The following is a 22,228-nucleotide window of genomic DNA, read 5'->3' as shown; positions in this document are numbered from 1 at the left end:
TGGGCCCGTGTCCACGATGAGCGCCCTGGCCGCCCGGCACGCCGAGGTGGACCCCTCGGACCTCGAGTGGCTGCACCTGCTGGTGGGGGACTGGCAGCTCGTGTCCGACCTCGCGTTCGCCGACCTCGTGCTCTGGCTGCCGACGCGGGACGGGGACTTCGTCGCGCTGGCGCACTGCCGCCCCTCGACGGGCGCCACGGTGCACTACGACGACGTCGTCGGCACGCACCCGGCCGAGGGGCAGCGGGCCCAGCTCCAGCGCAGCCTGGCCGAGCTGCGGCCGCTGCGCTCGCGCGAGCCGCGCTGGTACGGGCCCTACGCGGTGCGCGAGGAGGCGGTCCCGGTGGTGCGCAACGGCCGGCCGTTGGCCGTGCTGGCGCGGCAGACGAACCTCGGCGGCGCGCGCACCCCCAGCCGGCTCGAGCTGAACTACGTCGAGGCGGCCGACGACCTCGTCGGGATGATCAGCCGGGGCGAGTTCCCCGCGCCGGACGGCACGAGCGGCCCGCGCCGGGGCGCCCCGCGCGTCGGCGACGGCCTCCTGCGGCTCAACGGCGAGGGCGACGTCCTCTACGCCAGCCCCAACGCGCTGTCGTGCTTCCACCGGCTCGGCGCGCTGGGCGACCTCGTCGGGCGGTCCCTCGTCGAGACGGTCACGGAGCTGCTCGCGCAGGCCGAGGCGCTCGACGAGGCCATGCCGCTCGTCCTCATGGGGCGCGCGCCCTGGCGCACGGACATCGAGGCGCACGGCGTCGCGCTGTCGGTGCGGTCGGTGCCGCTGCTCGAGGCGGGGGAGCGGCTCGGCGCGGTGCTGCTGTGCCGCGACGTGACCGAGCTGCGGCGCCGGGAGCGCGAGCTCATCACGAAGGACGCGACGATCCGCGAGATCCACCACCGCGTGAAGAACAACCTGCAGACCGTGGCCGCGCTGCTGCGGCTGCAGGCGCGGCGGGTGGGCAGCCCCGAGGCGCGCGAGGCGCTGGGGGAGGCCACGCGCCGGGTGGCGACGATCGCGCTCGTGCACGAGACGCTGTCGCAGACGATCGACGAGGCGGTCCCGTTCGACGACCTCGTCGGGCGGAGCCTGCGCCTGGCGGCGGACGTGGCCAGCCGTGGCGCGCACGTGCGCACGGTCGTGCAGGGGACCTTCGGGTCCGTGCCGGCGGCCGACGCGACGGCCCTCGCGCTCGTGCTCACCGAGCTCGTGACGAACGCCGTCGAGCACGGGTTCGAGGGGCGGGAGACGGGGAGCGTCACGGTCACGGCCGAGCGGTCCGGCGACGCCCTGCACGTGGAGGTGGCCGACGACGGCGCCGGCCTGCCGGAGGGCAAGGGCGCCGGCACCGGGCTCGGGACGCAGATCGTCTCGACGCTCGTCGTCAACGAGCTGCGCGGGGCCATCGCGTGGTCGCCGCGGCCCGACGGCGGCACGCTCGTCGCCATGGACGCCGTGCTGCGGCAGGGGCGTGAGACGGGGTCGCTCGTCTCCTGAGCGGCGCGCGCCCCCAGCGGTCCGTCTGCTGAGCCGCTCGTCCCCGGGCCCTCGTCGGCGGGGACGACAGGAGGGCCGGTGCCCTGGGCACCGGCCCTCCCGTGAGGTCCTGCTGGTCGTGCGTGCCGGCGGTCCTGGCGGCGAGGTCAGCTCGCGCGGCGCTGGCGCGCCGTGCGGCGCTTGAGCGCGCGGCGCTCGTCCTCGGAGAGGCCGCCCCAGACGCCGGCGTCCTGCCCGGTCTCGAGCGCCCACTTCAGGCACGTGTCGGCGACGTCGCACCGACGGCAGACGGCCTTCGCCTCCTCGATCTGGGACAGCGCGGGGCCCGTGTTCCCGATCGGGAAGAAGAGCTCCGGGTCCTCGTCGAGACAGGCTGCGCGGTGGCGCCAATCCATGGGACATCTCCTCACAGCATGCTGGAGCAACGCCCGGTCCAGGGCGTGCGGCGGCCCGAGGGCCGAGGGGTGGGATGACTTGCTGGTACTAGGTTCACACCCGCGAGGCCGCGACACAAGGGTTACGCGGAGGTTTCGAGCCGATGACGAGTGAGGACTGCGTCACACCGGTCGCTGTCGCCGCGCCGGACCGTTCCGCACGTCCCGTCTGTCGGGGACGTCCGGTGGAGCTGCTGGTCAGCTGGGTGGTCAGGGGCTGCCCGGGGCGGGGCCGGCCCGGTGGCGCGGCCCCGGCGACGGGGGTGCTGCACGCCGTCCCGGTCGGGGACGGCCCGTCCATCGTCGCACGGCTGTCACGAGCACGCAGCCCGGCGTGGTACACCACCGGTCCCTCTCGGGATCCGTCCAGGAGGAGCACAAGTCACCGGGCGGAGCCGGCCCGGGCCGGGTCGATGCGACGATCCGCTCGTCGTGTCCCGCCGTAGGCTGCCCGCGTGCCTCCTCGCGCCGCGCCGCCGCCCCCGCCGCCCGCCGCGCCGGGCGGTCCGGGCGGTCCGGGTGGTGCAGACCGCGCGCCGGGGCGCCGGCTCCTCGTCGACCTCCGCCAGGTGCGCCCGCGAGCGCTGGCCGTCGTGGCCACGGGGGTGCTGCTCGAGGCCGTGCTGCTCGCGGGGCTGGCGGTGCTGCTCGTCGTCGACCTCGGGCGCGGCCTGGCGGCGGGGCAGGGGCAGGGGTCGATCGGTGCTGTGGTGTTCCTCGTCGTGCTGGCGCTGGGGGTGGCGGCGCTGCTGTGGCGGGGCTCGCTCGCCCTCGCGGACGGGCAGCGGTGGCCGCGCGGTCCCGTCCTGATGATCCAGGTGCTGCTCGTGATCGTCAGCACCGGCTGGGCGACGAGCGGCGCTCCGCCGGCCGTCCTGCTGCTGACGGCGCTCGCCCTCGTGGTCGGCGCCGGCCTGCTCACGCCGTCGGTGGTCGCGGCGACCACCGACGACGACGGGCGCGGCGGGCGCTGAGGGGCACCGACCCCTCGTCGCCCGGCCGCGCCCGTGACAGGGTCCGCGGACCGCCGTCAGTCGACGGCGAGCGCCGCGACGGGGGGCGTGCGCGTCGCGGAGCGCGCCGGCAGCACCGAGGCGGCCAGCCCGGCGACGAGGGCCACGACCAGCACGATCGCCAGGTCCCGCAGGGGCCACCCGAGCCGCACCTGCCCGGCCGGGCCGAGCACGGCCGCCGCCCCTGCCCAGCCGTAGAGCAGGCCCAGCACGGTCCCGGCCAGCGTGCCGACCCCGGCGACGAGCACCCCCTCCACCGCGAGCGTCCGGCGGAGCTGGCCCCGGGTGAGGCCGATGGCCCGCAGGGTCGCCGACTCCCGCCGCCGCTCGATGACCGAGAGGCTGAGCGTGTTGGCCACCCCGACGAGGGCGATGACCACCGCGACGGCCAGCAGCCCGACGACGACGAGCAGCATCGTGTCGATGACCTGGTCGTAGGACTCCCGCTCGGCCGCGCCGGACACGGCCTGCAGCGGGACGTCGGTCGGCAGGGCCTCCTGGACCGCCGCGAGGACGGCGGAGGGCGTCGCGTCGTCCGACAGGGCCGCCCAGACCGACGTCGTGCCCGCCTCCGGGGCGAGGCGCGCGAGCGTCGCCGCCGTGACGAGGAGGCCGTCGGACGGCACGTCGCCGACCACCGCGCGCAGCGTGAGCGTCTGGCCGCCCACGGCGGGGTCGACGACCGATCCGTCCTCCGCCGTGCTGCCGGCCGCCGTGCTGCCGGCGGTGAGGGTGACCGTGTCGCCGTCACGCACGACGAGGTAGCTCTCCGTGAGCCGCTCCGGCACGAGCACGGTGCCGTCCTCGAGCGGGGCGACGAGGTCCGGCGCCCGCAGGACCCCGGCGTCGGCCGGGTCGAGGCCGAGGACCGTCGTGCCGCCGCCGAGCTCCTGCCCGCCGAGCTCGAGCACGGGCGCACCGGCCAGGGCGGCGACCCGGGCCACGCCGTCGACGCGGTCGACGTCGTCGGCGGCGGACGCCGGCAGCGCCGCCTCGCCGGGACCGGCGAGGGAGGTGACCGCGAGGTCGACGGCGTACTGCTCGTCGAGCTCCGCGGCCAGCGTCGTGCGGGCCGTGGCGGCGCCCGTGCTCATCATCGCCACGAGGGTGACGCCGATGAGCAGCGCGGCCGAGGTGGCCGTGGTGCGTCGCGGGTTGCGCAGCGTGTTGGCGGCGGCGAGCCGGGCCGACGGGCCCGTCCGCGCCAGGAGCGCACCGACCCCGGCGACGAGGCGCGGCACCCACAGCACGGCGCCGACGAGCACGCCGACGAACGACACCGTGCCGCCCAGGATCCCGAGGGCGAGGGCCGGCAGCGCCCCGCCGCCGAGCACGAGGCCCGTGGCGACGGCGGCGGCCAGGGTCAGGCCGCCCAGCACGACGAGGACGAGCGACACGGCGGCGCGCACGCGGCCGGCCGCCGCGCCGAGCACGGGCGCGTCGAGCGGGCGCAGCGCGGCGACGGGGCTGACGCGGGTCGCCTCGCGCGCCGGGACGAGCGCGGCGAGCACCGTGACGACCGTCCCGACGACGAGCGGCGCGACGACCGCCGCGAGGCCCGGCGCGACGGTGGTCGGCAGCGGCACGTCGGGGGAGGTGCGGGCCAGCACGAGCAGCACGACCTGCACGAGCGCCGTACCGCCCAGCAGCCCGGCGACGGACGCGGCCAGGCCGAGGACGGCCGCCTCGGTGACGACCGACGCGGCCAGCTGCGAGCGGCGTGCGCCGACGCAGCGCAGCAGCGCCAGGGTCCGGGTCCGCTGCGCGACGAGCACGGCGAACGTGTTGGCGATGACGAGCGCGGCGACCACGAGGGCCACGGCGGCGAAGGCCAGCGCGATGGCGACGAGCACGTCGGCGTCGCCGGACAGCTCGGCCACCGCGGCGCGGGCGGCCTCGTCGCGGGTGAGCACCTGGGGCGTGGCCCCCGTGGCCGGGGCGACCTCGGACCGGAGTGCGGCCTGGACGGCGGTGACGTCGGCGCCGGGGTCGACCGCGACGAGCAGGGTCGGCACCGTGCCGACACCGACCCACGTCGCGAGGTCGGCGGGGTCCGCGAGACCGGCGCCGCCGTAGCGCTGCCAGGCGCCTGCCACGTCGGCGGTGATGCCGGTGACGGCCACGTCGGCGGTGCTCTCCACCCAGGTGTCGTCCGGGCCGGGCGTGGAGAAGGCGACCTGCACGCGGTCGCCGACGCCGACGTCGAGCTGCGTCGCCGTGGTCGCCGGCAGGGCGATCTGCCCGGGCGCCTGCGGCAGGACGCCCGCGGTGGCCCGGACGGAGGCGAGGCGCTCGTCGCCGGGGGCGGGCAGGACGAGCGGGTAGGCGGTCCGGCTGTTCGCCGCGACCGAGAGCACCGCCTGGTCCAGGGGTGCGACGGCGTCCACGCCCGGGACGTCGCCGGCGGCGTCGACGGCGGCCGGGTCCAGCTCCGCCCGCGTGACGACGAGGTCCGCCCGCCCGAAGGAGGCGGTGACGGAGTCGTAGGTGGTGCGGGTGAGGACGTCGCCCGCGAGCAGCGTCGCGGCGACGAAGGCCGTGCCGAGCGCGACCGCCAGGCCCGCGGCCACGAGCCGCGGCAGGCTGCGGCGCATCTGCGCGAAGGTGAGGCGCAGCATCAGCGGGCACCGCCCGTCGGCAGCGCGGGCGACCCGTCGAGCTGGCGCAGGGCGTCGAGCGCCGACAGCACGGAGTCCGGCGTCGGGTCCGCGATCTCGCCGGCGACCCTGCCGTCGGCGAGCAGCACGACGCGGTCGGCGTAGGCGGCGGCCGCGGGGTCGTGCGTCACCATGACCACGGTGCCGCCCAGCTCGCGCACGGAGCGGCGCAGGAAGCTGAGCACCTGCGCCCCCGAGCGCGAGTCGAGGTTGCCGGTGGGCTCGTCGGCGAACACGATCTCGGGCCGCGCGACGAGGGCGCGGGCGATCGCCACGCGCTGCTGCTGGCCGCCGGACATCTCGCTCGGCCGGTGCCCGAGGCGCTCGGCGATGCCCAGGGTGCGCACGAGGGTGTCGAGCCACGCCGGGTCCGGGCGGGCGCCGGCGAGGCCCAGCGGCAGGACGATGTTCTGCTCCGCCGTGAACATGGGCAGCAGGTTGAAGGACTGGAAGACGAAGCCGAGGCGCTCGCGGCGCAGGAGCGTGAGGGCGTCGTCGTCGAGGCCGGTCAGCTCCGTGCCGCCCAGGCGCACCGAGCCCGAGGTGGCCTGGTCCAGGCCGGCCAGCAGGTGCAGGAGCGTGGACTTGCCGGAGCCCGAGGGGCCCATGATCGCGGTGAAGCGGCCGGCGGCGAAGTCGACGTCGACGCCGTCGAGCGCGCGGACCTCGCCCGCGCCCTGGCCGTAGACCTTCGTCAGGGCCCGGGCGGAGGCGGCGGGGCCGGCGGTCGTGCCGGGGGCGGGCGGCTGCGGGGCGGGGCCGTCGGTGACGGCGGCGGTGGGGTGCACGGTGGCTCTCCTCGAGGTCGGCGGGACGTCGACGACGCTACGGAGGCACCGTGCCGGGCCGCGTCGGTCCCCGGTGCCGACCGTGCGTCGGCTGTGTCATCCCCCGGGAGGACCCGCGGCCCGAGGTCGTGCGGCCGCGGGACGAGGCAGGGCGCGTGAGGCCCGGCCGGGCTCAGGAGCCGGGCCGGACGAGGCCCGTCTCGTAGGCCGTCACGACGGCCTGCACCCGGTCGCGGGCGCCGAGCTTGGCCAGCACGCGGCCGACGTGCGTCTTCACCGTCGCCTCGGCGACGAAGAGGTCCTGGCCGATCTCCGTGTTGGACCGGCCCCGGGCCATGAGGACGAGCACCTCGCGCTCGCGGTCGGTGAGGGTGCCGACCGCGGCGTGGGCCGGACCGGCCTCGGGGGCGTCCTCCGGCAGGGCGTGGACGAGGTGCTCCAGCAGCCGGCGCGTGCTGGACGGCGCGATGACGGCGTCGCCGTGGTGGACGGTGCGGATGGCGTCGAGCATGACCTCCGGCGGTGCGTCCTTCAGGAGGAAGCCGCTCGCGCCGGCGCGGATGGCGGCGACGACGTACTCGTCGAGGTCGAAGGTCGTCAGGACGACCACGCGCGGGGCGGGGTGGGCGTCCGTGCCGGCGGCGACGACCTGCGCGGTGGCGGCGATGCCGTCGAGGACGGGCATGCGCACGTCCATGAGGACGACGTCGACGGCCGGGCCGGTCCCGGGCGCGAGCGCGCGCACCGCCTGTGCGCCGTCGCCGGCCTCGAGCACCACCGTCAGGTCCGGCTGGGAGTCGATGACCATGCGGAACCCGGCGCGCACGAGCGCCTGGTCGTCGACGAGGGCGACGCGGACCGGGGGGAGGCCGTCGGCGGGGGGCTGGCTCACGGGCACCAGGGTGCCACCGCGAGCGGCACCGTCCGCGCAGGTCGGGTCCTCGCGCTGCCCGGCGCGAGCCCCCGCTCAGGCCGCGCCGCCTCCGATCGGCGGAGCGGGCAGGACGGCGACGACGCGGAAGCCGCCGCCCGGGCGGGGGCCGGCGGTGACCGTGCCGCCGAACATGGCGGCGCGTTCCTGCATGCCCCGCAGCCCCAGGCCGCGCCCGTCGGCGGCGACGGGGAGCTCGGCGGGGGCGTCGGGGGTGGCGGGGCCGCCGGACGCGGTGCTCGTCGTCGGGTCGCCGACGACCGCGTCGGCGAGGTCGGCCGCCGCGCCCCGGCCGTCATCGCTGACCTCGACGAGGACCTCGGCGGGCCGCCAGGCCAGCTGCACGGTGACGCGGGGGTCGGGGCCGGCGTGCTTGAGGACGTTGGTCAGCGCCTCCTGCACGATCCGGTAGACGGTGAGCCCGGCGCCCGGCGGCAGGGCGCGCGGCGTCCCGACGCGCGCGAGCGACACGCGCAGGCCGCCGGCGCGGACGCGGCCGACGAGCGCCTCGAGGTCCTCCGTGCCGGGCAGCGGCGCGACGGGGGCGACGGGGGAGAACGCGGCGGCCCCGGGTGCGCCCGTGCTGCGCCGGCCGGGGCCGACCGGGTCGCCGGAGGCGGGCTGCGCGGTGCCGGGACGCGTCGCCGTCGAGCCGGGGCTCGTCGCGTCGGCGCTCGTCGCGCCGGCGCTCGTCGCGCCGGCGCCCATCGCCGTCACGGCCGGCCCGGGCGCGGGCTCCTCGTCGTCGGTCCGCAGCACGCCGAGCAGGCGCCGCATGTCCGCGAGGGCCGCGCGACCGGTCTCCGCGACGGTCTCGAGCGCGCGGGTGGCGGCCGGCGGGTCGGCGGCCGCGGCGTACCGGCCGCCGTCGGCCTGGGCGATGATGACGGTGAGGGAGTGGGCGACGATGTCGTGCATCTCCCGGGCGATGCGGGCGCGCTCGGCGGCGGCGGCGATGCGGCCCTGCTGGTCGCGTTCCACCTCCAGCCGCTCCGCGCGGTCGACGAGCGCGGCGAGGGTCTCGCGGCGCGAGCGCCGCACGAGGCCGAACGCCCAGGTCCCGAGCACGACCGTCGCCGTGAACGTCATCGCGATGAGCGCCCCGAACGGGTCGGTCGAGCCGTAGGTCCCGCCGCCGAGCACCACGGCGCCGACGAGCGCGCCGCCGGCCGCCGTCCGGTGCGCCCACACGGGGCCGTGCGCCGTCACCGAGTACAGGGCCACGAGCACCGCGAAGTCCGCCGGGACGAGGACGGGCACCCCGACCAGCACGTGCAGCAGCGCCACCGCGTAGACGGTGACCGCGGAGGCCACCGGGCGGGTCCGGCGCCAGGCCAGCGGCGCCACGAGCCCGACGGTCGCCACGGAGACGGGCCAGGTGGAGCCGCCGTAGGGCAGGGCGGCGGTGGCCAGGCTCACGAGCAGGAGGACCGCCGCGACGGCGGCGTCCACGGCGGAGCGGCGCCACCGGGTCGTCGTGCCGCGGTCGTCGGAGGTCCTCACGCCGCGAGGCTAGGTCGCCGCACCGCCCGGGGGCGTCCGCCCGGGGGACGACGTCGGCGGCCGGCGTGCCCGACCGGGGGAGGACGGCGGCACGCCGGTTCGCCGGTGGTGGTGCATCGCGAGGTCCGCACGCCCCCGCTGGCCGGGCGGACCTTTACCCGCTGTTGGTCCGCTGAGGGTGACGGGAGGGTCTCCCATGGTGGCGCGGATCCCCTACCATGACCGCCATGACGCAGGTGCTGCTCGCCGAGGACGACCCGGCCATCGCCGAACCGCTGGCCCGGGCGTTCGGCCGCGAGGGGTACGAGGTGCAGGTGCAGGGCACCGGGGCGGGCGCCATCGCCGCCGCGGGTGCCGCCGACCTCGTCGTCCTCGACCTCGGGCTGCCGGACATGGACGGCCTCGACGTGGCGCGCGCCATCCGCGCGCAGGGGCTGACCACGCCGGTGCTCGTGCTGACCGCGCGCGCGGACGAGGTGGACCTCGTCGTCGGGCTCGACGCGGGGGCGGACGACTACGTGACCAAGCCCTTCCGCCTGGCCGAGCTGCTGGCGCGCGTGCGGGCCCTGCTGCGGCGGTCGGTCGGCGAGACGGGCGACGAGGACGAGCTGGCCGCCCAGAACGTGCGCGTCGACGTGGCGGCCCACCGGGCGTTCCAGGGCGAGCGCGAGCTGCACCTGACCGCCAAGGAGTTCGACCTGCTGCGCACGCTGGTCGGCGCCGCCGGCACCGTCGTCGGGCGCGAGGCGCTCATGCGCGAGGTGTGGGGCTCCGAGCCCGTGAGCTCGACGAAGACGCTGGACATGCACGTGTCGTGGCTGCGCCGCAAGCTCGGCGACGACGCCAACGCCCCGCGCTACATCTCCACCGTGCGCGGCATGGGCTTCCGCTTCGAGACGGGACCGGCGCGGGTCTGACCCGCGTCCCGGTGCACCACCGGCCCACCCCGTGCGGCGCCGCGTCCTGCAGGCCACCGTCGCCGCCGTCACGGTGGCGGTGGTGCTCCTGGGCTTCCCCCTCGCGTTCCTCGGCGCACAGCTCGTGCGCGAGGGCGCGATGCAGGGGCTCTCGACGCGGGCCGAGTCCCTGGCGCGGGCGGTCGACTTCCGCATCGACCAGGGCGTGCCGATCACCGACGAGATGCTGGAGTTCTACACGCGCGGGGGCGGGATCGACGCGTACGTGCAGGTCGTCGACACCGACGGCACCGTGCACACGGCGGGGGAGCTGCCGAGCGGGCGGGTGGAGTCCGTCCGGACGGTGTCCGACAACGGGGCGGGCGTCGTCCTGCAGGTCTCGTGGTGGGACGTCTTCTTCGCGGGGGCGCGGCTGATCCTGCTGGTCGTCGGGGCGGCGGTCGTGGCGTTCGCCGCGGGGATCGCGATGGCGATCTGGCAGGCGAACCGGCTGGCGGCCCCGCTCGTCTACCTCGCGGCGTCGGCGGAGCAGCTCGGGTCGGGCCAGGTGCGGCCGAGCCTGGAGCCGTCGGGCGTGGAGGAGATCGACCTCGTCACCTCCGAGCTGGCGCGCAGCGCGGACCGCATGGCGGGGCGGCTGGCGGCGGAGCGGCAGTTCGCGTCCGACGCCTCGCACCAGCTCCGCACGCCGCTGACGGCGCTGTCGATGCGGCTGGAGGAGATCATGCTCACCTCCGGCGAGGAGACGGTGCGCGAGGAGGCGCGGATCAGCCTCGAGCAGGTGGAGCGGCTGGTGGGCGTCGTGGACGACCTGCTGTCGCGCTCCCGCCGGGCGCAGGGCGGGACGACGGAGGCGATCCGGCTCGTCGACGTCGTGCACCAGCAGGAGGAGGAGTGGGGCCCGACGTTCGCCGCGGCGGGCCGGCGCCTCGTCGTCGAGGTGGAGCCCACCCGGCAGGTGCTGGCGACGCCGGGGGCGCTCGCGCAGGTGCTGGCCACGCTCATCGAGAACTCCCTGCGGCACGGCGCGGGGACGACCACCGTGCGCTCGCGGGCGGGGCAGGGCCGGACCGTCGTGCTGGAGGTGGGCGACGAGGGTGCCGGCGTGCCCGACGAGCTCGCCGGGAGGATCTTCGAGCGGGAGGTGACCTCGGGGCGCGGGACGGGCCTGGGGCTGGCGCTCGCGCGGGACCTCGCGGCGGCCGACGGGGGCCGGCTGGAGCTGGCGCAGCGGCGGCCGGCGGTGTTCGCGGTGTTCCTCGCGGGGGTGCCGGCGTCGCTGCGGCCGGACGTGGTGCTGCCGCGCGGTGCGGCGGTCGCGCCATGGAAGCGGCGGGGCTGAGCCGGCCGGGAGTCGCGGGTCGCTCGTCGTCGGGGGACGGCCGTCCGGGGGAACGTGAGGGGACTCACCGGAGGAACCGGACGAATGACCTCTACGGTAGGACCTGTCCGTCGCGGCGCCCGGCAGGGTCCCGGGACGGGCACGGTGCCACGACCGGCCCACCCCGGCGTGTCCGCCCGTCGGGTGCTCGACGACCGGCAGGAGGACGACCACGATGACGACCACGACCCCGCGCGCGGCCGCCCGTCCGGGTGCGGCCCCCGCCGATGCGGGCAGGACCGACACCGGAGGCGCCCCCATGTTCCGTCTGACCCCGGCCGTGCAGCACTACGCCTGGGGCTCGACGACGGCGATCCCGAGCGTCCTGGGCACGGTCCCGGACGGGCGTCCGGTCGCCGAGCTGTGGCTGGGTGCGCACCCGTCGGCCCCGGCGGTCGTCGAGGACGGCGCCGGCGGCGTGGCACTGGACGCGCTGCTGGAGCAGGACCCGACGGGCCACCTCGGGCAGGACGTCGTGCAGCGCTTCGGCGCGCGCCTGCCCTACCTGCTCAAGCTCATCGCCGCCGACGCGCCGCTGTCGCTGCAGGTGCACCCCTCCATCGAGCGGGCGCGCGAGGGCTTCGCGGAGGAGGACGCGCGCGGCGTCGCGCGCGACGCCCCCGACCGCAGCTACCGGGACGAGAACCACAAGCCCGAGCTCGTGTACGCCCTCACGCGGTTCGAGGCGATGGTCGGGTTCCGCGCGCCGCGCCGCGTCGCCGAGCTGCTCGCCGACCTCGACTGCGACCTCGCCCGCGACCTGCACCGGATCCTCGTCGCCGACCCGAACCCCACGGGCGTGCGCGCGGCCTTCGAGTGGCTGCTGTCCCCGACGACGCGCCCGGGTGCCGACGACGTGAGCGCGTTCGTCGAGGCGTGCGGCCGCCGCCTGGCCGACGGGTCGCCGTCGCCGCGCACGGACCGCACCGTGCTCCGCCTGGCGCAGGCGTACCCCGGGGACCCCGGTGCCGTGACGTCGGTGCTGCTCAACCCCGTGACGCTCGAGCCGGGCGAGGCGCTGTTCGTGCCGGCGGGCGCGGTGCACGCCTACCTGTCGGGCCTCGGCGTCGAGCTCATGGCCAACTCGGACAACGTGCTGCGCGCGGGGCTCACCGCCAAGCACGTCGACACGGTGGAGCTGCTGCACAACGTCGACTGCGTCGCCGCGCCGCCCATCCGGATCGCCCCGGAGCGCGTGTTCACCTCGACGGAGATCTTCTACGCGCCCGTCGACGACTTCGAGCTGTCGGTGACGCGGCTGACCGACGAGGGCCAGGTCCGCGTGCCGGGCCGCGGGCCGCGCGTGCTGCTGTGCCTCGAGGGCGACGTCGTCGTGTCCACGGGGGACGGGCACGTGCTCGAGCTCGTGCGCGGGCAGTCGGCGTTCGTGCCGGCGTCGGCCGGGATGCTGTGCGCGCAGGGCGCCGGGGTGCTCGTCCAGGCGGACGTGCCCTGACGTCCGCCGGGGGCCCGACCGGCCGGGTCTCGCCGACCTCGGCCCGGTCGGACCCGGCCTGGTCGGACCCGGCCTGGTCGGACCCGGCCTGGTCGGACCCGGCCTGGTCGGACCCGGCCTGGTCGCGTCCGACCTTGTCGCGCCTGGTCTGCCGGCGCCCGGCCCGGACGGGCAGGGCGTGAGCCGACGCCGCGCGGTGGCGGCGCGCCTCGTGCGGCGTCAGCGGCTGCCGGTGAAGACGAAGCGCTTGTAGCCGAGGTAGCGCACGATCGTCGCGAGGCCGATGCCGACGACCGTGGCGACGTTGTCGGCCAGCGGCGACGTGCGGTGCAGCACGTAGTGCGAGAACGCGAGCGTCAGCACCGGCACGAGCATGCCGACGACGTTGATCGCGACGAACGCGAGCAGCTCCCGCCCGTGCCGCTCCGTCTTGTGCTCGGCGAAGGTCCACCAGCGGTTGCCCACCCAGGAGACCGCGGTCGCCGCGAGCACGGAGATGATCTTCGCGCTCAGGGGCTTGTGGATCAGCAGCTCGCCCGGGCCGAAGCGGAGCAGGTTGAACAGGCCGAGGTCGACCACGAACGCGAGCGCCCCGACAGCCCCGAAGCGCGCGAGCTCCGCGAGCCGGACCCGCCACGGCACCGGCGCCGTGCGCAGGTGCTCGGGGTGGTCGTGCGGGGCGTGGGCGTGCGCGGGGGGCTGCGTGGCGGTGGGGGCGGCGCCGGCCCTGTCGGGTCCGGACGTGGCCCGCGTCGTGGGGTCGGACGGCACCCGAGGATCGTAGGCGACCGGGTTAGGCTCCTGCGCCGTGACGAGGAGCGCCCAGCCCGTGGTGGCGGTGGTCGGCGGAGGACAGCTGGCCCGGATGATGGCGCCGGCCGCGGTGGGCCTGGGGGTGCACCTGCGGGTGCTCGTCGAGGCACCCGGCTCGAGCGCGGCGCAGGCCGTCGCCGACGCCCCGGTGGGTGCCGCCGCGGACGAGGCGGCGGTGCGGTCCCTCGTCGCCGGGGCCGACGTGCTCACCGTGGAGCACGAGCACGTGCCGGGGGCGCTGCTGGACGCCCTGGCCGACGAGGGCCTCCCGGTGCACCCGGGCCGGGCGGCGCTGGCGCACGCGCAGGACAAGGTCGTCATGCGGCGCCGGCTGGGTGCCCTCGGGGTCCCGTGCCCGGACTGGGCGCCGGTGCCGGACGCCGCCGCGCTGGACGCGTTCCTGGCGGCGCACGGTGGCACGGCCGTCGTCAAGACCGCGCGCGGCGGCTACGACGGCAAGGGCGTGCGGGTCGTCGGCCGCTCGTCGGACGTCGCGGACTGGCCCGCCGCGGCGGCCGACGGCAGCGGCGCCGCGCTCCTCGTCGAGGAGAAGGTGCCGTTCACCCGGGAGCTGGCGGTGCTCGTCGCACGGCGGCCCTCCGGGGAGGTGCGGGTGTGGCCGGTCGTCGCGTCCACGCAGGTGGATGGCGTGTGCGCCGAGGTCGTGGCGCCGGCCCCGGACCTGCACCCCGAGACCGGGGCCGCGGCGGAGGCGCTCGCGGTGCAGGTGGCCGAGGGGCTCGGCGTCACGGGCGTGCTGGCGGTGGAGCTGTTCGAGGTCGCCGATCCGGACGGCGGCGCCCCGCGCGTGCTCGTCAACGAGCTGGCGATGCGGCCGCACAACTCCGGGCACTGGACGCTCGACGGCTCCGTGACGAGCCAGTTCGAGCAGCACCTGCGGGCCGTGCTGGACCTGCCGCTCGGCGCCACGGATGTGCGCGCACCGTGGACCGTCATGGTGAACGTGCTGGGCAGCACGCTGCCGGACCTCGCGGCGGCCCTGCCGGACGTGCTGGCCGACCCCGGGGTCAAGGTGCACCTGTACGGCAAGGACGTGCGGCCGGGGCGCAAGCTCGGCCACGTGAACGTGGTCGGCGACGACCTGCCGGACCTGCTGCGGCGGGGCCGTGCGGCGGCCGCCCTGCTGCGCGGCGAGGTCGTGGCGGACGGGTAGTCGTCGGTTCGTCGTCGGTCGTCGTCGAGCGCCGCCGACGGGGGCCGTCGGAGGTCCACAGCCATGCGGAGGAGAGAGAGCGATGGCAGCACAGCCCCTCGTCGGGATCGTCATGGGGTCGGACTCGGACTGGCCGGTGATGCAGGCCGCCGCCGACGTCCTCGCGGAGTTCGACGTGCCGGTGGAGGTCGACGTCGTGTCGGCGCACCGGCAGCCCGACAAGATGGTCGCGTACGGGCGTGAGGCCGGCGGCCGGGGGTTGCGCGTGGTCGTCGCCGGTGCGGGGGGTGCGGCGCACCTGCCCGGGATGCTGGCCGCGGTGACGACGCTGCCCGTCGTCGGGGTGCCGGTGCCGCTGGCGCACCTGGACGGCCTCGACTCGCTGCTGTCGATCGTGCAGATGCCGGCGGGCGTGCCCGTGGCGACGGTCTCGGTCGGCGGGGCGCGGAACGCCGGGCTGCTGGCGGTCCGGATCCTGGCATCGGGCGTGGACGAGGACGCGCGTCGTCTGTCCGCGGCCATGGCCACCTTCCAGGACGGGCTGCGCGAGCAGGCCGAGCAGAAGGGCGAGCGGCTGCGCGCGCGGGCGGGCGGGGCGCGGACGACGGGGTTCGGCGCGGGCTGACCGGGTCCGGCGGGTCCGACGGGTCCGACGGGTCCGACGGTCGGCTCGATCGGCGTGACCGTGCCTCCAGTGGCACGCGGCGCGACGCCGACCGGTCGTGCTCGGACGTCAGGGCTCGTCAGGGCGCTCCCGGTCGTCGTGTCAGTGGCCGGTGGTGGACTTCTCGCATGCGGACGAGGGCGGGTGCGGCGGGGTCGGGGTCGACCTTGTTCGACGAGGGTGCGGGCGGGACCGGGCAGCGCAACCCGGCGGCCTCGACGACGTCGTCCACCTCGTCGTCCCAGCCGTCGTCGTCCCGTCCCTCGTCGTCTCGCCCGTCGTCGTCGGCCACGGCGTCCTCCGCGTCGGCGCCGGGTGCAGAGCCGGCGTCGGACCTGCCGGTGGAGATCGATCCGGTGGCGCTGGCGGGTGTGCCGGGTGCGTTGAGGCAGGTGGAGGGGCAGTTCGAGGCTCTGGTGTCGGCGGTGGCGTCGGCGGAGGCGGCGGTGCGGTCGGCGCAGGCGGTGCGTGCGGTGCTGCTGGCGGCGGCGGTGCAGGTGGGTGCGTTGGCCGATGAGGTGTCCTGTCACGTGCACGGGCGGGCGGTGACGGCGCAGTCGCGGGATCTGGCGGGGCGGTCGGTGCGGGCGGAGCTGGCGACGGTGTTGCAGGTGCCGGAGGGCACGGCTACGGGTCTGGTCTCGGATGCGGTGGAGCTGGTGGGGTCCCGGCCGGCGGTGTTGTCGGCGTTGGCGCAGGGGCGGGTGTCGTACCCGCATGTGCTGAAGTTGTTGGAGGAGACGGCGTCGCTGCCGCCGCAGGTGCGGGTCGCCGCGGATGAGGCGTTGTTGCCGGGGTGCGTCTCGTGGACGCCGGTGCAGCTGGGGCGGCGGGCGCGGTCGTGGGTGGCGCGTCATCACCCCGAGCCGGTGGCGGTGCGGCATCGGCGGGCGTGCGCGGACCGTCATGTGTGGGTGACGCACGAGCGGGATGGGATGGCGTGGTTGCACGCGTTGTTGCCGGCGGTGCAGGCGGTGGCGATCTTCGAGGGGTTGTCCTTCGGTGCGCGGATGCTGGCCGCGGGTGCGGATGAGGGTGCGGATCGGATGGGGGAGGGTCGCCGGTTGGTGGGTCAGCTGCGCGCTGACCTGCTGGCCGAGGTGCTGCTGCCCGAGCTGACCGGCACCACCACCGTGCACCAGCACGACCACGACCGCGACGACCGCGACGACCACGACGACCACGACGACGGTGCTGACGGGTCGAGGGCCGGTGGCGCCGCCGCCAGCGGTGGTCGTGCAGGTGGCCCGGACGAGAGTCGCAGCGGCGGACGTCGCACTGGCCGGTCGCGGGTCCGGCGGGGCGGCGGTCACGGTCGTGCGGCCGGTGACGCTGGTACGCCTGACGTCCCTGGCCCTGACGCGTCGTCGAGCCCGCCGTCGTCGTCCTCGTCGTCGAGCCCACCGTCGTCGTCCTCGAGCTCTCCGTCCTCGTCGTCGTCCTCGTCGTCGAGCTCTGCGTCCGCGTCGTCGTCCTCGTCGTCGAGCTCTGCGTCCGCGTCGTCGTCCTCGTCGTCGAGCTCTGCGTCCTCGTCGTCGTCCTCGTCGTCGAGCTCTGCGTCCTCGTCGTCGTCCTCGTCGTCGAGCTCTGCGTCCTCGTCGTCGTCCTCGAGCTCGTCGTCGTCTTCGGGGTCGTGCTCGTCGTGTGGTGGGTCGTCGTCGCGGGTGGGGGTGTTCCGGCCGACGGTGCTGGTGACGGTGCCGGCTCACACGGTGCTGGGTGGTGATGAGCCGGGGCATCTGGCGGGGTACGGGCCGGTCGATGCGCGCACGTGCCGGCAGGTGGCTGGTGCGGCCTCGTCGTTGACGCGGGTGCTGACCGATCCGGTCACGGGGGCGCTGCTGGGTGCGGACGGCACGTACGTGGTCAGCGGGGCGCGGCGGCGGTTCTTGGCGGCGCGGGACGAGACGTGCCGGTTCCCGGGGTGCAACCGGTCCACGACGGGCTGCGATGTGGACCACACGGTGGAGTGGGCGGCCGGGGGGTGCTCGGACGAGGGGAACACCGCGCACCTGTGTCGGCACCATCACCGGCTCAAGCACCGCACGCGGTGGCGGTTGACGCAGGACGTGGCGGGCACGTTGACGTGGACCTCCCCCGCGGGCCGGGTGCTGACCACGACCCCGGTCCTGCCCCTGCCACCAGCGCCACCACCACCGCCGCCGGCACCCGAACCGGCGCCGGACCCCTGGGCCGGACCCATCCCCTTCTGACCACGCGTGGGCGGCGTCTCTGACGGCGTGCGGTCGGCGTCGTCGCCGTGCCACGTGCTGCCCCCGGGCGTCGTCGTGCTCGAGAGCGGCCAACCGTGTTCGCCCTGCCCGCCGAGGCGAGCGACTGCGTCCCCGTGTCCCGGGCGAGCAGCTGCGTCGTCGCGTCCGGGGCGGGACGCCGGCGCAGACAGTTGCGTCGTCGCGTCCGGGGCGAGCAGCTGCGTCGTCGCGTCCGGGGCGGGCCGCTGCGTCGCCGTGCCCGGGCGCGGAGCTGCGTCGTGCCCGAGAGCCAGCAGTGGTTCGTCGGGCCGCGGGCGATGCGCTGCGTCGCTGTGCCCGGGCGCGGAGCTGCGTCGTCGTGCCCGAGAGCCAGCAGCGGTTCGTCGGGCCGCGGGCGATGCGCTGCGTCGCTGTGCCCGGGCGCGGAGCTGCGTCGTCGTGCCCGAGAGCCAGCAGCGGTTCGTCGGGCCGCGGGCGACGAGCTGCGTCGCCGTCGTCCGGAGGGAACGTGTTGTGGGACCGGGTCGGGTGCTCGCGCTGCTGAGGGCTGGTGCCAGGGTGGTGCTTGCCGCGGGTTCGACTGTGTACGTGCCGCTGCGTGCGGTCGGGCTGCGTGGTGCCGCCGAGCCGTCAGGCTGCTGGAGCGCCGCCCACCGGTCCGGGCGGGAGGACGCCGTCGCGGACGTCGGCGAAGAACTGGGGTGCGGCGGTCTCGTCGAGCAGGACGGTCGAGCCGATGTTGCCCGGACGGTAGTCGTTGTCGGCGATGGGCGGCGCGCCCGTGACGCCGCCGGGGCCGGTCGCCGAGCGGAAGGCCAGGGCGAGCCGCGCGAGGTCGGTGACACCCATCCCGTCGTCCACGCGGACGGCGCCGAGGCCGGCGTCGAGCAGGTCGGTCTGCCGGCCCGGGTGCAGGGCGAGCGACGCGGGGGACACCGCAGCCATGACGGCCCCGATGAGCTGGCGCTGCCGCTGCGCACGCCCGACGTCGCCCAGGGGGTCGGCCTTGCGCATCCGCGCGAAGGCCAGTGCCTGCTCGCCGTCGACGTCGTGGCACCCGGCGGTCCAGACCATGCCCGAGTCGGGGTCGGAGACGTCGGCGTCGTAGCAGAGGTTGACGCCCCCCACGGCGTCCACGACCTGCTCGACGCCGCCCATGCCGATCTCCACGTAGTGGTCCACGGTGAGACCGGTCAGCCCCTCGACGGTCGCCACGAGCAGGGGCGCCTGGCCCCAGGCGTACGCCGAGTTCAGCTTCGCCGGCCCGTAGCCCGGGACCTCGACGTACGTGTCCCGCGGCAGCGAGATGAGCGCGGACGGCCCGCTGCTCGGCACGTGCAGCAGGAGGATGCTGTCGGTGCGCGCACCCTCGACGGCTTCCCCGCCGACGGCGCCGTCCGCGCGGGAGTCGGACCCGGCGAGGAGGTACGTCGTGCCCGGCGTCCCGGCGGCACCTGACAGCGCGGCGACGTGCTGGATGCGGTCCTGGGCACGCACGAGCAGCGCGACGGGCCACGCGAGGAGCAGCACGAGCACCGCGGCGACGCCCAGGAGGACGGCACGTCGCCGACGGCCGGTTCGAGGCGCGCGATCGCCCGGTGTGCTGCCGATGGGTACACCGGACACGTCGCCCGCCGATCGTGGCGCCGGTCCGAAGGCGTTCGGACCGCTGCGCGCGGGGCCACCCTGGGCGGTTCCACCGTCGGTCGCTGCACTGTGGGGGGGTGCGGCGCCTGCCGCGCCGCCCGCCTGGAGGACGTATGCACGGGAGGCCGTGCTCCTCGGCGCGCGAGGGGCCGCAGGGCTGGGCGCGCCGGTGGGGCGCGCGGCGGGTGGCGTCGTCGCGCTGGGCGCCGTCGACGCCGTCACCGTCGACCGGGGCGCCGCGGGGGCCGTCGACCGGGGCGCCGCGGGGGGCGACGACGGACGGGGTGCGCTCGTGGTCTGGCGCGGGGCGGCCGGACGGCGTGCACCGGGGTTCGTCGAGCCCGGGCCCGCGTCGGCGGGCATGGGACGCGCTGACGGGGCCGATTGGCGCGTGGGCGGGGCCGGTGGGCGCGTGGGCGGGACGACCGGGCGCGCCGGCGGGGGGACGGGACGAGACGGGGACGCTCCGCCACCGGTGCGGCGGGCGCCGGGGGCGAAGCTCGGGGGGCGGCCCTCGTCGCCCGAGGTGCCGCTCATCGTCGAGCCGCCGGGCGCGCCGGACGGACCTGGCGTCGGACCATGCGCTGATGGTGCCACCGCCCGGCCGCCGCCGGTGGGACGCGGGTCACGAGCAGACGGCCGTCACGTCGGCGCCGGTGAACGCCTCCTGCCCGGCGGCCTTCGTCTCGGTCGGCGTGGGCTCGGGCGCGGCGGGCGCCGACGCGGCCGGGTCGGCAGGGGCCGCCGGGTCGGTGGTCGCGGGGGCGGCGGGCGCGGCCGGCTCGCTGCTCGGCAGGGGCTGGTCCGCGGCGATGGCGGCCCAGACGGCGTCCGCCTCCGGCGTCCACACCACCCGGTTCGGGTCGGACGGCGCCGGGCCGAACGGGATCGTGAGGAACGTGATGCTCGCGGGGTCGATGCCGCGCAGCGAGAACGCCAGGCCGGTCAGGTCGGCGATCGAGCTCAGCCCAGGGTCGGTGGTGAGCGACTCGGTGGCGGCGTCGAAGAACCCGATGAGCTGGCCGGTGTCGGTCAGGAAGTTCTTGGACAGCAGCCCCTGGAGCGTCGCGGCGAGGAGCTGCTGCTGGCGGCCGAGCCGGCTGGTGTCGGACCCGTCACCGACGCCCTTGCGCGCGCGGGCGAAGGCCAGCGCGGTCGTGCCGTCGAGCGTCTGGACGCCGGCGGAGAGCTGCAGGCCCGCCATGGGGCTCGACATGTCCTCGGGGATGCACATCGTGACACCACCCAGCGCGTCGACCATCTTCGTGAACCCGACGAAGTCGACGACGACGTAGTGGTCGACGGTCACGCCGGTGTTGACCTGGACGGCCGAGATGGCGCACGCCGCGGCGGACGCGGCGTCCCCGCCCATGTCCGCCCCGGTGGCGAACGCGGAATTGAACAGGTCCGTGCGCGGCCGGGAGGTCTGGCCGTTCGTCGCCGTGCAGGCCGGGATCTCGACGAGGGAGTCACGCGGGATGGAGACGAGCTGGGCGCGCGACCGGTCGGCGGAGACGTGCACGAGGATCGTCGTGTCCGACCGCATGCCCTCGACGGAGCCGCCGATCGCCGCGTTCTCGCCGTCGCGCTCGTCGGAGCCCATGACGAGGATGTCCAGCGCCTGCCCGGCGCTCGCGTCCTGCGGGTCGGGGGTCGCGTCCGTGCTCGGCTCGTCCACCGGCACGACGAGGTCGCTGACGTCCGCCGACGTGATGTTCCCCTGCAGGTTGGCGGCCACGGTGGCGGTGCCGGCCACCGCGAAGGCCAGCACGCCGGTGGCGACGACCGCCGCTCCGCGCAGCAGCGGGTGGCGCGAACGGGCCCGGGCGTGGCGCAGCGCGCGAGGACGCCGGGGGGCGACGTGGCGGGAGGTCACGGCAGGATGGTAGGAGGGCACGGGGGGACGATCGGCAGCGGGCCCGGGAAGGTGCGGTGGAGGACCTGTGCAGATCGCCGCGGCTGACCCGGGGGACCCGGGCGACGACCCGAGCGACCCGAGGGACCCGTCAGACCCGAGGGATCCGTCGGCGCCGGCGGGACCGGCCGGACCGCCGGGCCCGCCGGCCGGACCGCCGGGGCAGGTGGCGTCGGGCTCGCCCCGTCAGCGCCCGAGCTTCGCGTACCGGGCCTCGGTGGCGTCCTTCTGCGGTCGCCACCACGCCTCGTGCGCGCGGTACCAGTCGACCGTCGCGGCCAGGCCGTCGCGGAACGTCGTGTACCGCGGCACCCAGCCCAGCTCCGTGCGCAGCTTCGTCGCGTCGATCGCGTACCGCAGGTCGTGGCCGGGCCGGTCGCTCACGAGGTCGTAGGCGTCCGGATCCTGGCCCATGAGCTCGAGGATCGTCTCGACGACGGTCCGGTTGTCCTTCTCGCCGTCCGCGCCGATGAGGTAGGTCTCGCCCGCGCGGCCCTTCTCGAGGATGGTCCAGACCGCGGCGTTGTGGTCCTCGACGTGGATCCAGTCGCGGACGTTCTGCCCGGACCCGTACAGCTTCGGGCGCACGCCGTCGATCACGTTCGTCACCTGGCGCGGGATGAACTTCTCCACGTGCTGGTAGGGCCCGTAGTTGTTCGAGCAGTTCGAGATCGTCGCCTGCACCCCGAAGGACCGGGCCCACGCGCGGACGAGCAGGTCCGAGGACGCCTTCGTCGAGGAGTACGGGCTCGACGGGTTGTAGGGCGTGTCCGGCGTGAACTTGGCGGGGTCGTCGAGCTCGAGGTCGCCGTAGACCTCGTCGGTCGAGACGTGGTGGTACCGGACCCCGTGCCGACGGACGGCCTCGAGGAGCGTGTACGTCCCGATGACGTTCGTGCGGACGAACGGCCACGGGTCGTGCAGGGAGTTGTCGTTGTGCGACTCCGCCGCGAAGTGCACGACGAGGTCCGTGGCGCCGACGAGGCGGTCGACCACGTCGGGGTCGGCGATGTCGCCCTTGACGAAGGTCACGCGGTCGGCCACCGGGTCGAGACTGCGCTCGTCGCCCGCGTAGGTGAGCGCGTCGAGGACGGTCACCTGGACGTCGGGGTGCTCGCGCACCGTCTGGTGGACGAAGTTGGCGCCGATGAAGCCGGCCCCTCCGGTCACGAGCAGGTGCACGACGAGACCTTTCGACGGGCGGCGTGTGGTGACCCGGCGGACCCGTGG

Annotated in this window: 18 protein-coding genes; 8 read left to right on the top strand and 10 right to left on the bottom strand. The window is 76.4% G+C overall.

Annotated features, from left to right (window positions below; all coding sequences use genetic code 11):
* Positions 1-16 precede the first annotated feature (16 nt).
* A complete protein-coding gene (locus tag AC2TDM_RS12925) occupies positions 17-1,492 on the top strand; it encodes a sensor histidine kinase (RefSeq protein ID WP_090031369.1) in 1,476 nt (491 codons plus the stop codon).
* Positions 1,493-1,638: 146 nt separating this feature from the next.
* Here AC2TDM_RS12925 and AC2TDM_RS12920 read toward each other — a convergent pair whose 3' ends face one another.
* Entirely contained in the window at positions 1,639-1,887 is a 249-nt protein-coding gene (locus AC2TDM_RS12920; RefSeq protein WP_090031367.1) for a WhiB family transcriptional regulator, read from the bottom strand.
* Positions 1,888-2,381: 494 nt separating this feature from the next.
* Here AC2TDM_RS12920 and AC2TDM_RS12915 point away from each other — a divergent pair, with 494 nt between their 5' ends.
* Positions 2,382-2,900: a hypothetical protein gene (locus AC2TDM_RS12915; protein WP_484634870.1), complete on the top strand. Its 519-nt coding sequence runs from the start codon at positions 2,382-2,384 to the stop codon at positions 2,898-2,900.
* 56 nt (positions 2,901-2,956) lie between these two features.
* Here AC2TDM_RS12915 and AC2TDM_RS12910 read toward each other — a convergent pair whose 3' ends face one another.
* From AC2TDM_RS12910 to AC2TDM_RS12895, 4 genes are all read right to left on the bottom strand, one after another.
* Positions 2,957-5,557: an ABC transporter permease gene (locus tag AC2TDM_RS12910; RefSeq protein ID WP_484634869.1), complete on the bottom strand. Its 2,601-nt coding sequence runs from the start codon at positions 5,555-5,557 to the stop codon at positions 2,957-2,959.
* Positions 5,557-6,384 (bottom strand): ABC transporter ATP-binding protein, encoded by an 828-nt coding sequence (locus tag AC2TDM_RS12905; RefSeq protein ID WP_090031362.1) that lies wholly within the window; start codon positions 6,382-6,384, stop codon positions 5,557-5,559. The genes AC2TDM_RS12910 and AC2TDM_RS12905 overlap by 1 nt, the downstream gene beginning before the upstream one ends.
* Positions 6,385-6,556: 172 nt before the next feature.
* On the bottom strand, positions 6,557-7,276 hold the full coding sequence (locus tag AC2TDM_RS12900) for a response regulator (protein WP_484634868.1): 720 nt from the start codon (positions 7,274-7,276) through the stop codon (positions 6,557-6,559).
* A 75-nt stretch (positions 7,277-7,351) separates the two neighbouring features.
* Positions 7,352-8,818 carry a sensor histidine kinase gene (locus AC2TDM_RS12895; RefSeq protein WP_484634867.1) on the bottom strand — a complete coding sequence of 489 codons (1,467 nt, stop codon included), beginning with the start codon at positions 8,816-8,818 and terminating at the stop codon, positions 7,352-7,354.
* Positions 8,819-9,045: 227 nt separating this feature from the next.
* On the opposite strand from AC2TDM_RS12895, the gene AC2TDM_RS12890 reads away from it, so the two are divergent.
* From AC2TDM_RS12890 to manA, 3 genes are all read left to right on the top strand, one after another.
* Entirely contained in the window at positions 9,046-9,735 is a 690-nt protein-coding gene (locus AC2TDM_RS12890) for a response regulator transcription factor (protein ID WP_484634866.1), read from the top strand.
* Positions 9,736-9,766: 31 nt separating this feature from the next.
* The gene (locus tag AC2TDM_RS12885) at positions 9,767-11,077 is read left to right on the top strand and encodes an ATP-binding protein (protein ID WP_484634865.1); all 1,311 of its coding nucleotides are present in this window, start codon (positions 9,767-9,769) and stop codon (positions 11,075-11,077) included.
* A gap of 298 nt (positions 11,078-11,375) precedes the next feature.
* Positions 11,376-12,572, top strand: coding sequence for a mannose-6-phosphate isomerase, class I (manA, locus tag AC2TDM_RS12880; protein WP_090031660.1), 1,197 nt, complete (start codon positions 11,376-11,378; stop codon positions 12,570-12,572).
* Positions 12,573-12,791: 219 nt separating this feature from the next.
* Here the strand turns inward: manA and AC2TDM_RS12875 are convergent, their stop codons facing one another.
* Entirely contained in the window at positions 12,792-13,343 is a 552-nt protein-coding gene (locus AC2TDM_RS12875) for a GtrA family protein (RefSeq protein ID WP_239078855.1), read from the bottom strand.
* A gap of 37 nt (positions 13,344-13,380) precedes the next feature.
* Between AC2TDM_RS12875 and AC2TDM_RS12870 the strand changes: the two genes are divergently transcribed.
* Both AC2TDM_RS12870 and purE read left to right on the top strand, forming a co-directional pair.
* Positions 13,381-14,559 (top strand): 5-(carboxyamino)imidazole ribonucleotide synthase, encoded by a 1,179-nt coding sequence (locus AC2TDM_RS12870; protein WP_484634864.1) that lies wholly within the window; start codon positions 13,381-13,383, stop codon positions 14,557-14,559.
* Positions 14,560-14,641: 82 nt separating this feature from the next.
* Entirely contained in the window at positions 14,642-15,184 is a 543-nt protein-coding gene (gene purE, locus AC2TDM_RS12865) for a 5-(carboxyamino)imidazole ribonucleotide mutase (RefSeq protein WP_484634863.1), read from the top strand.
* A gap of 118 nt (positions 15,185-15,302) precedes the next feature.
* Here the strand turns inward: purE and AC2TDM_RS12860 are convergent, their stop codons facing one another.
* Positions 15,303-15,515: a hypothetical protein gene (locus AC2TDM_RS12860; protein ID WP_484634862.1), complete on the bottom strand. Its 213-nt coding sequence runs from the start codon at positions 15,513-15,515 to the stop codon at positions 15,303-15,305.
* Positions 15,516-15,564: 49 nt separating this feature from the next.
* On the opposite strand from AC2TDM_RS12860, the gene AC2TDM_RS12855 reads away from it, so the two are divergent.
* Positions 15,565-17,436 carry an HNH endonuclease signature motif containing protein gene (locus AC2TDM_RS12855; protein WP_484634861.1) on the top strand — a complete coding sequence of 624 codons (1,872 nt, stop codon included), beginning with the start codon at positions 15,565-15,567 and terminating at the stop codon, positions 17,434-17,436.
* A gap of 630 nt (positions 17,437-18,066) precedes the next feature.
* Here AC2TDM_RS12855 and AC2TDM_RS12850 read toward each other — a convergent pair.
* The 3 genes from AC2TDM_RS12850 to rfbB all read right to left on the bottom strand — a co-directional run bounded on the left by AC2TDM_RS12850 (position 18,067) and on the right by rfbB (position 22,180).
* Positions 18,067-18,972, bottom strand: coding sequence for an LCP family protein (locus AC2TDM_RS12850; protein WP_239078943.1), 906 nt, complete (start codon positions 18,970-18,972; stop codon positions 18,067-18,069).
* Positions 18,973-19,708: 736 nt separating this feature from the next.
* Complete coding sequence (locus tag AC2TDM_RS12845; RefSeq protein WP_239078942.1) at positions 19,709-20,959, bottom strand: LCP family protein; 1,251 nt, start codon at positions 20,957-20,959, stop codon at positions 19,709-19,711.
* A 225-nt stretch (positions 20,960-21,184) separates the two neighbouring features.
* Positions 21,185-22,180: a dTDP-glucose 4,6-dehydratase gene (gene rfbB / locus AC2TDM_RS12840; protein WP_090029673.1), complete on the bottom strand. Its 996-nt coding sequence runs from the start codon at positions 22,178-22,180 to the stop codon at positions 21,185-21,187.
* Positions 22,181-22,228 lie beyond the last annotated feature (48 nt).

This window comes from Cellulomonas sp. plas2 (assembly GCF_057221735.1).
The sequence above is the reverse complement of the archived record's forward strand: the minus strand, read 5'-3'. Positions and strand labels throughout refer to the sequence as shown.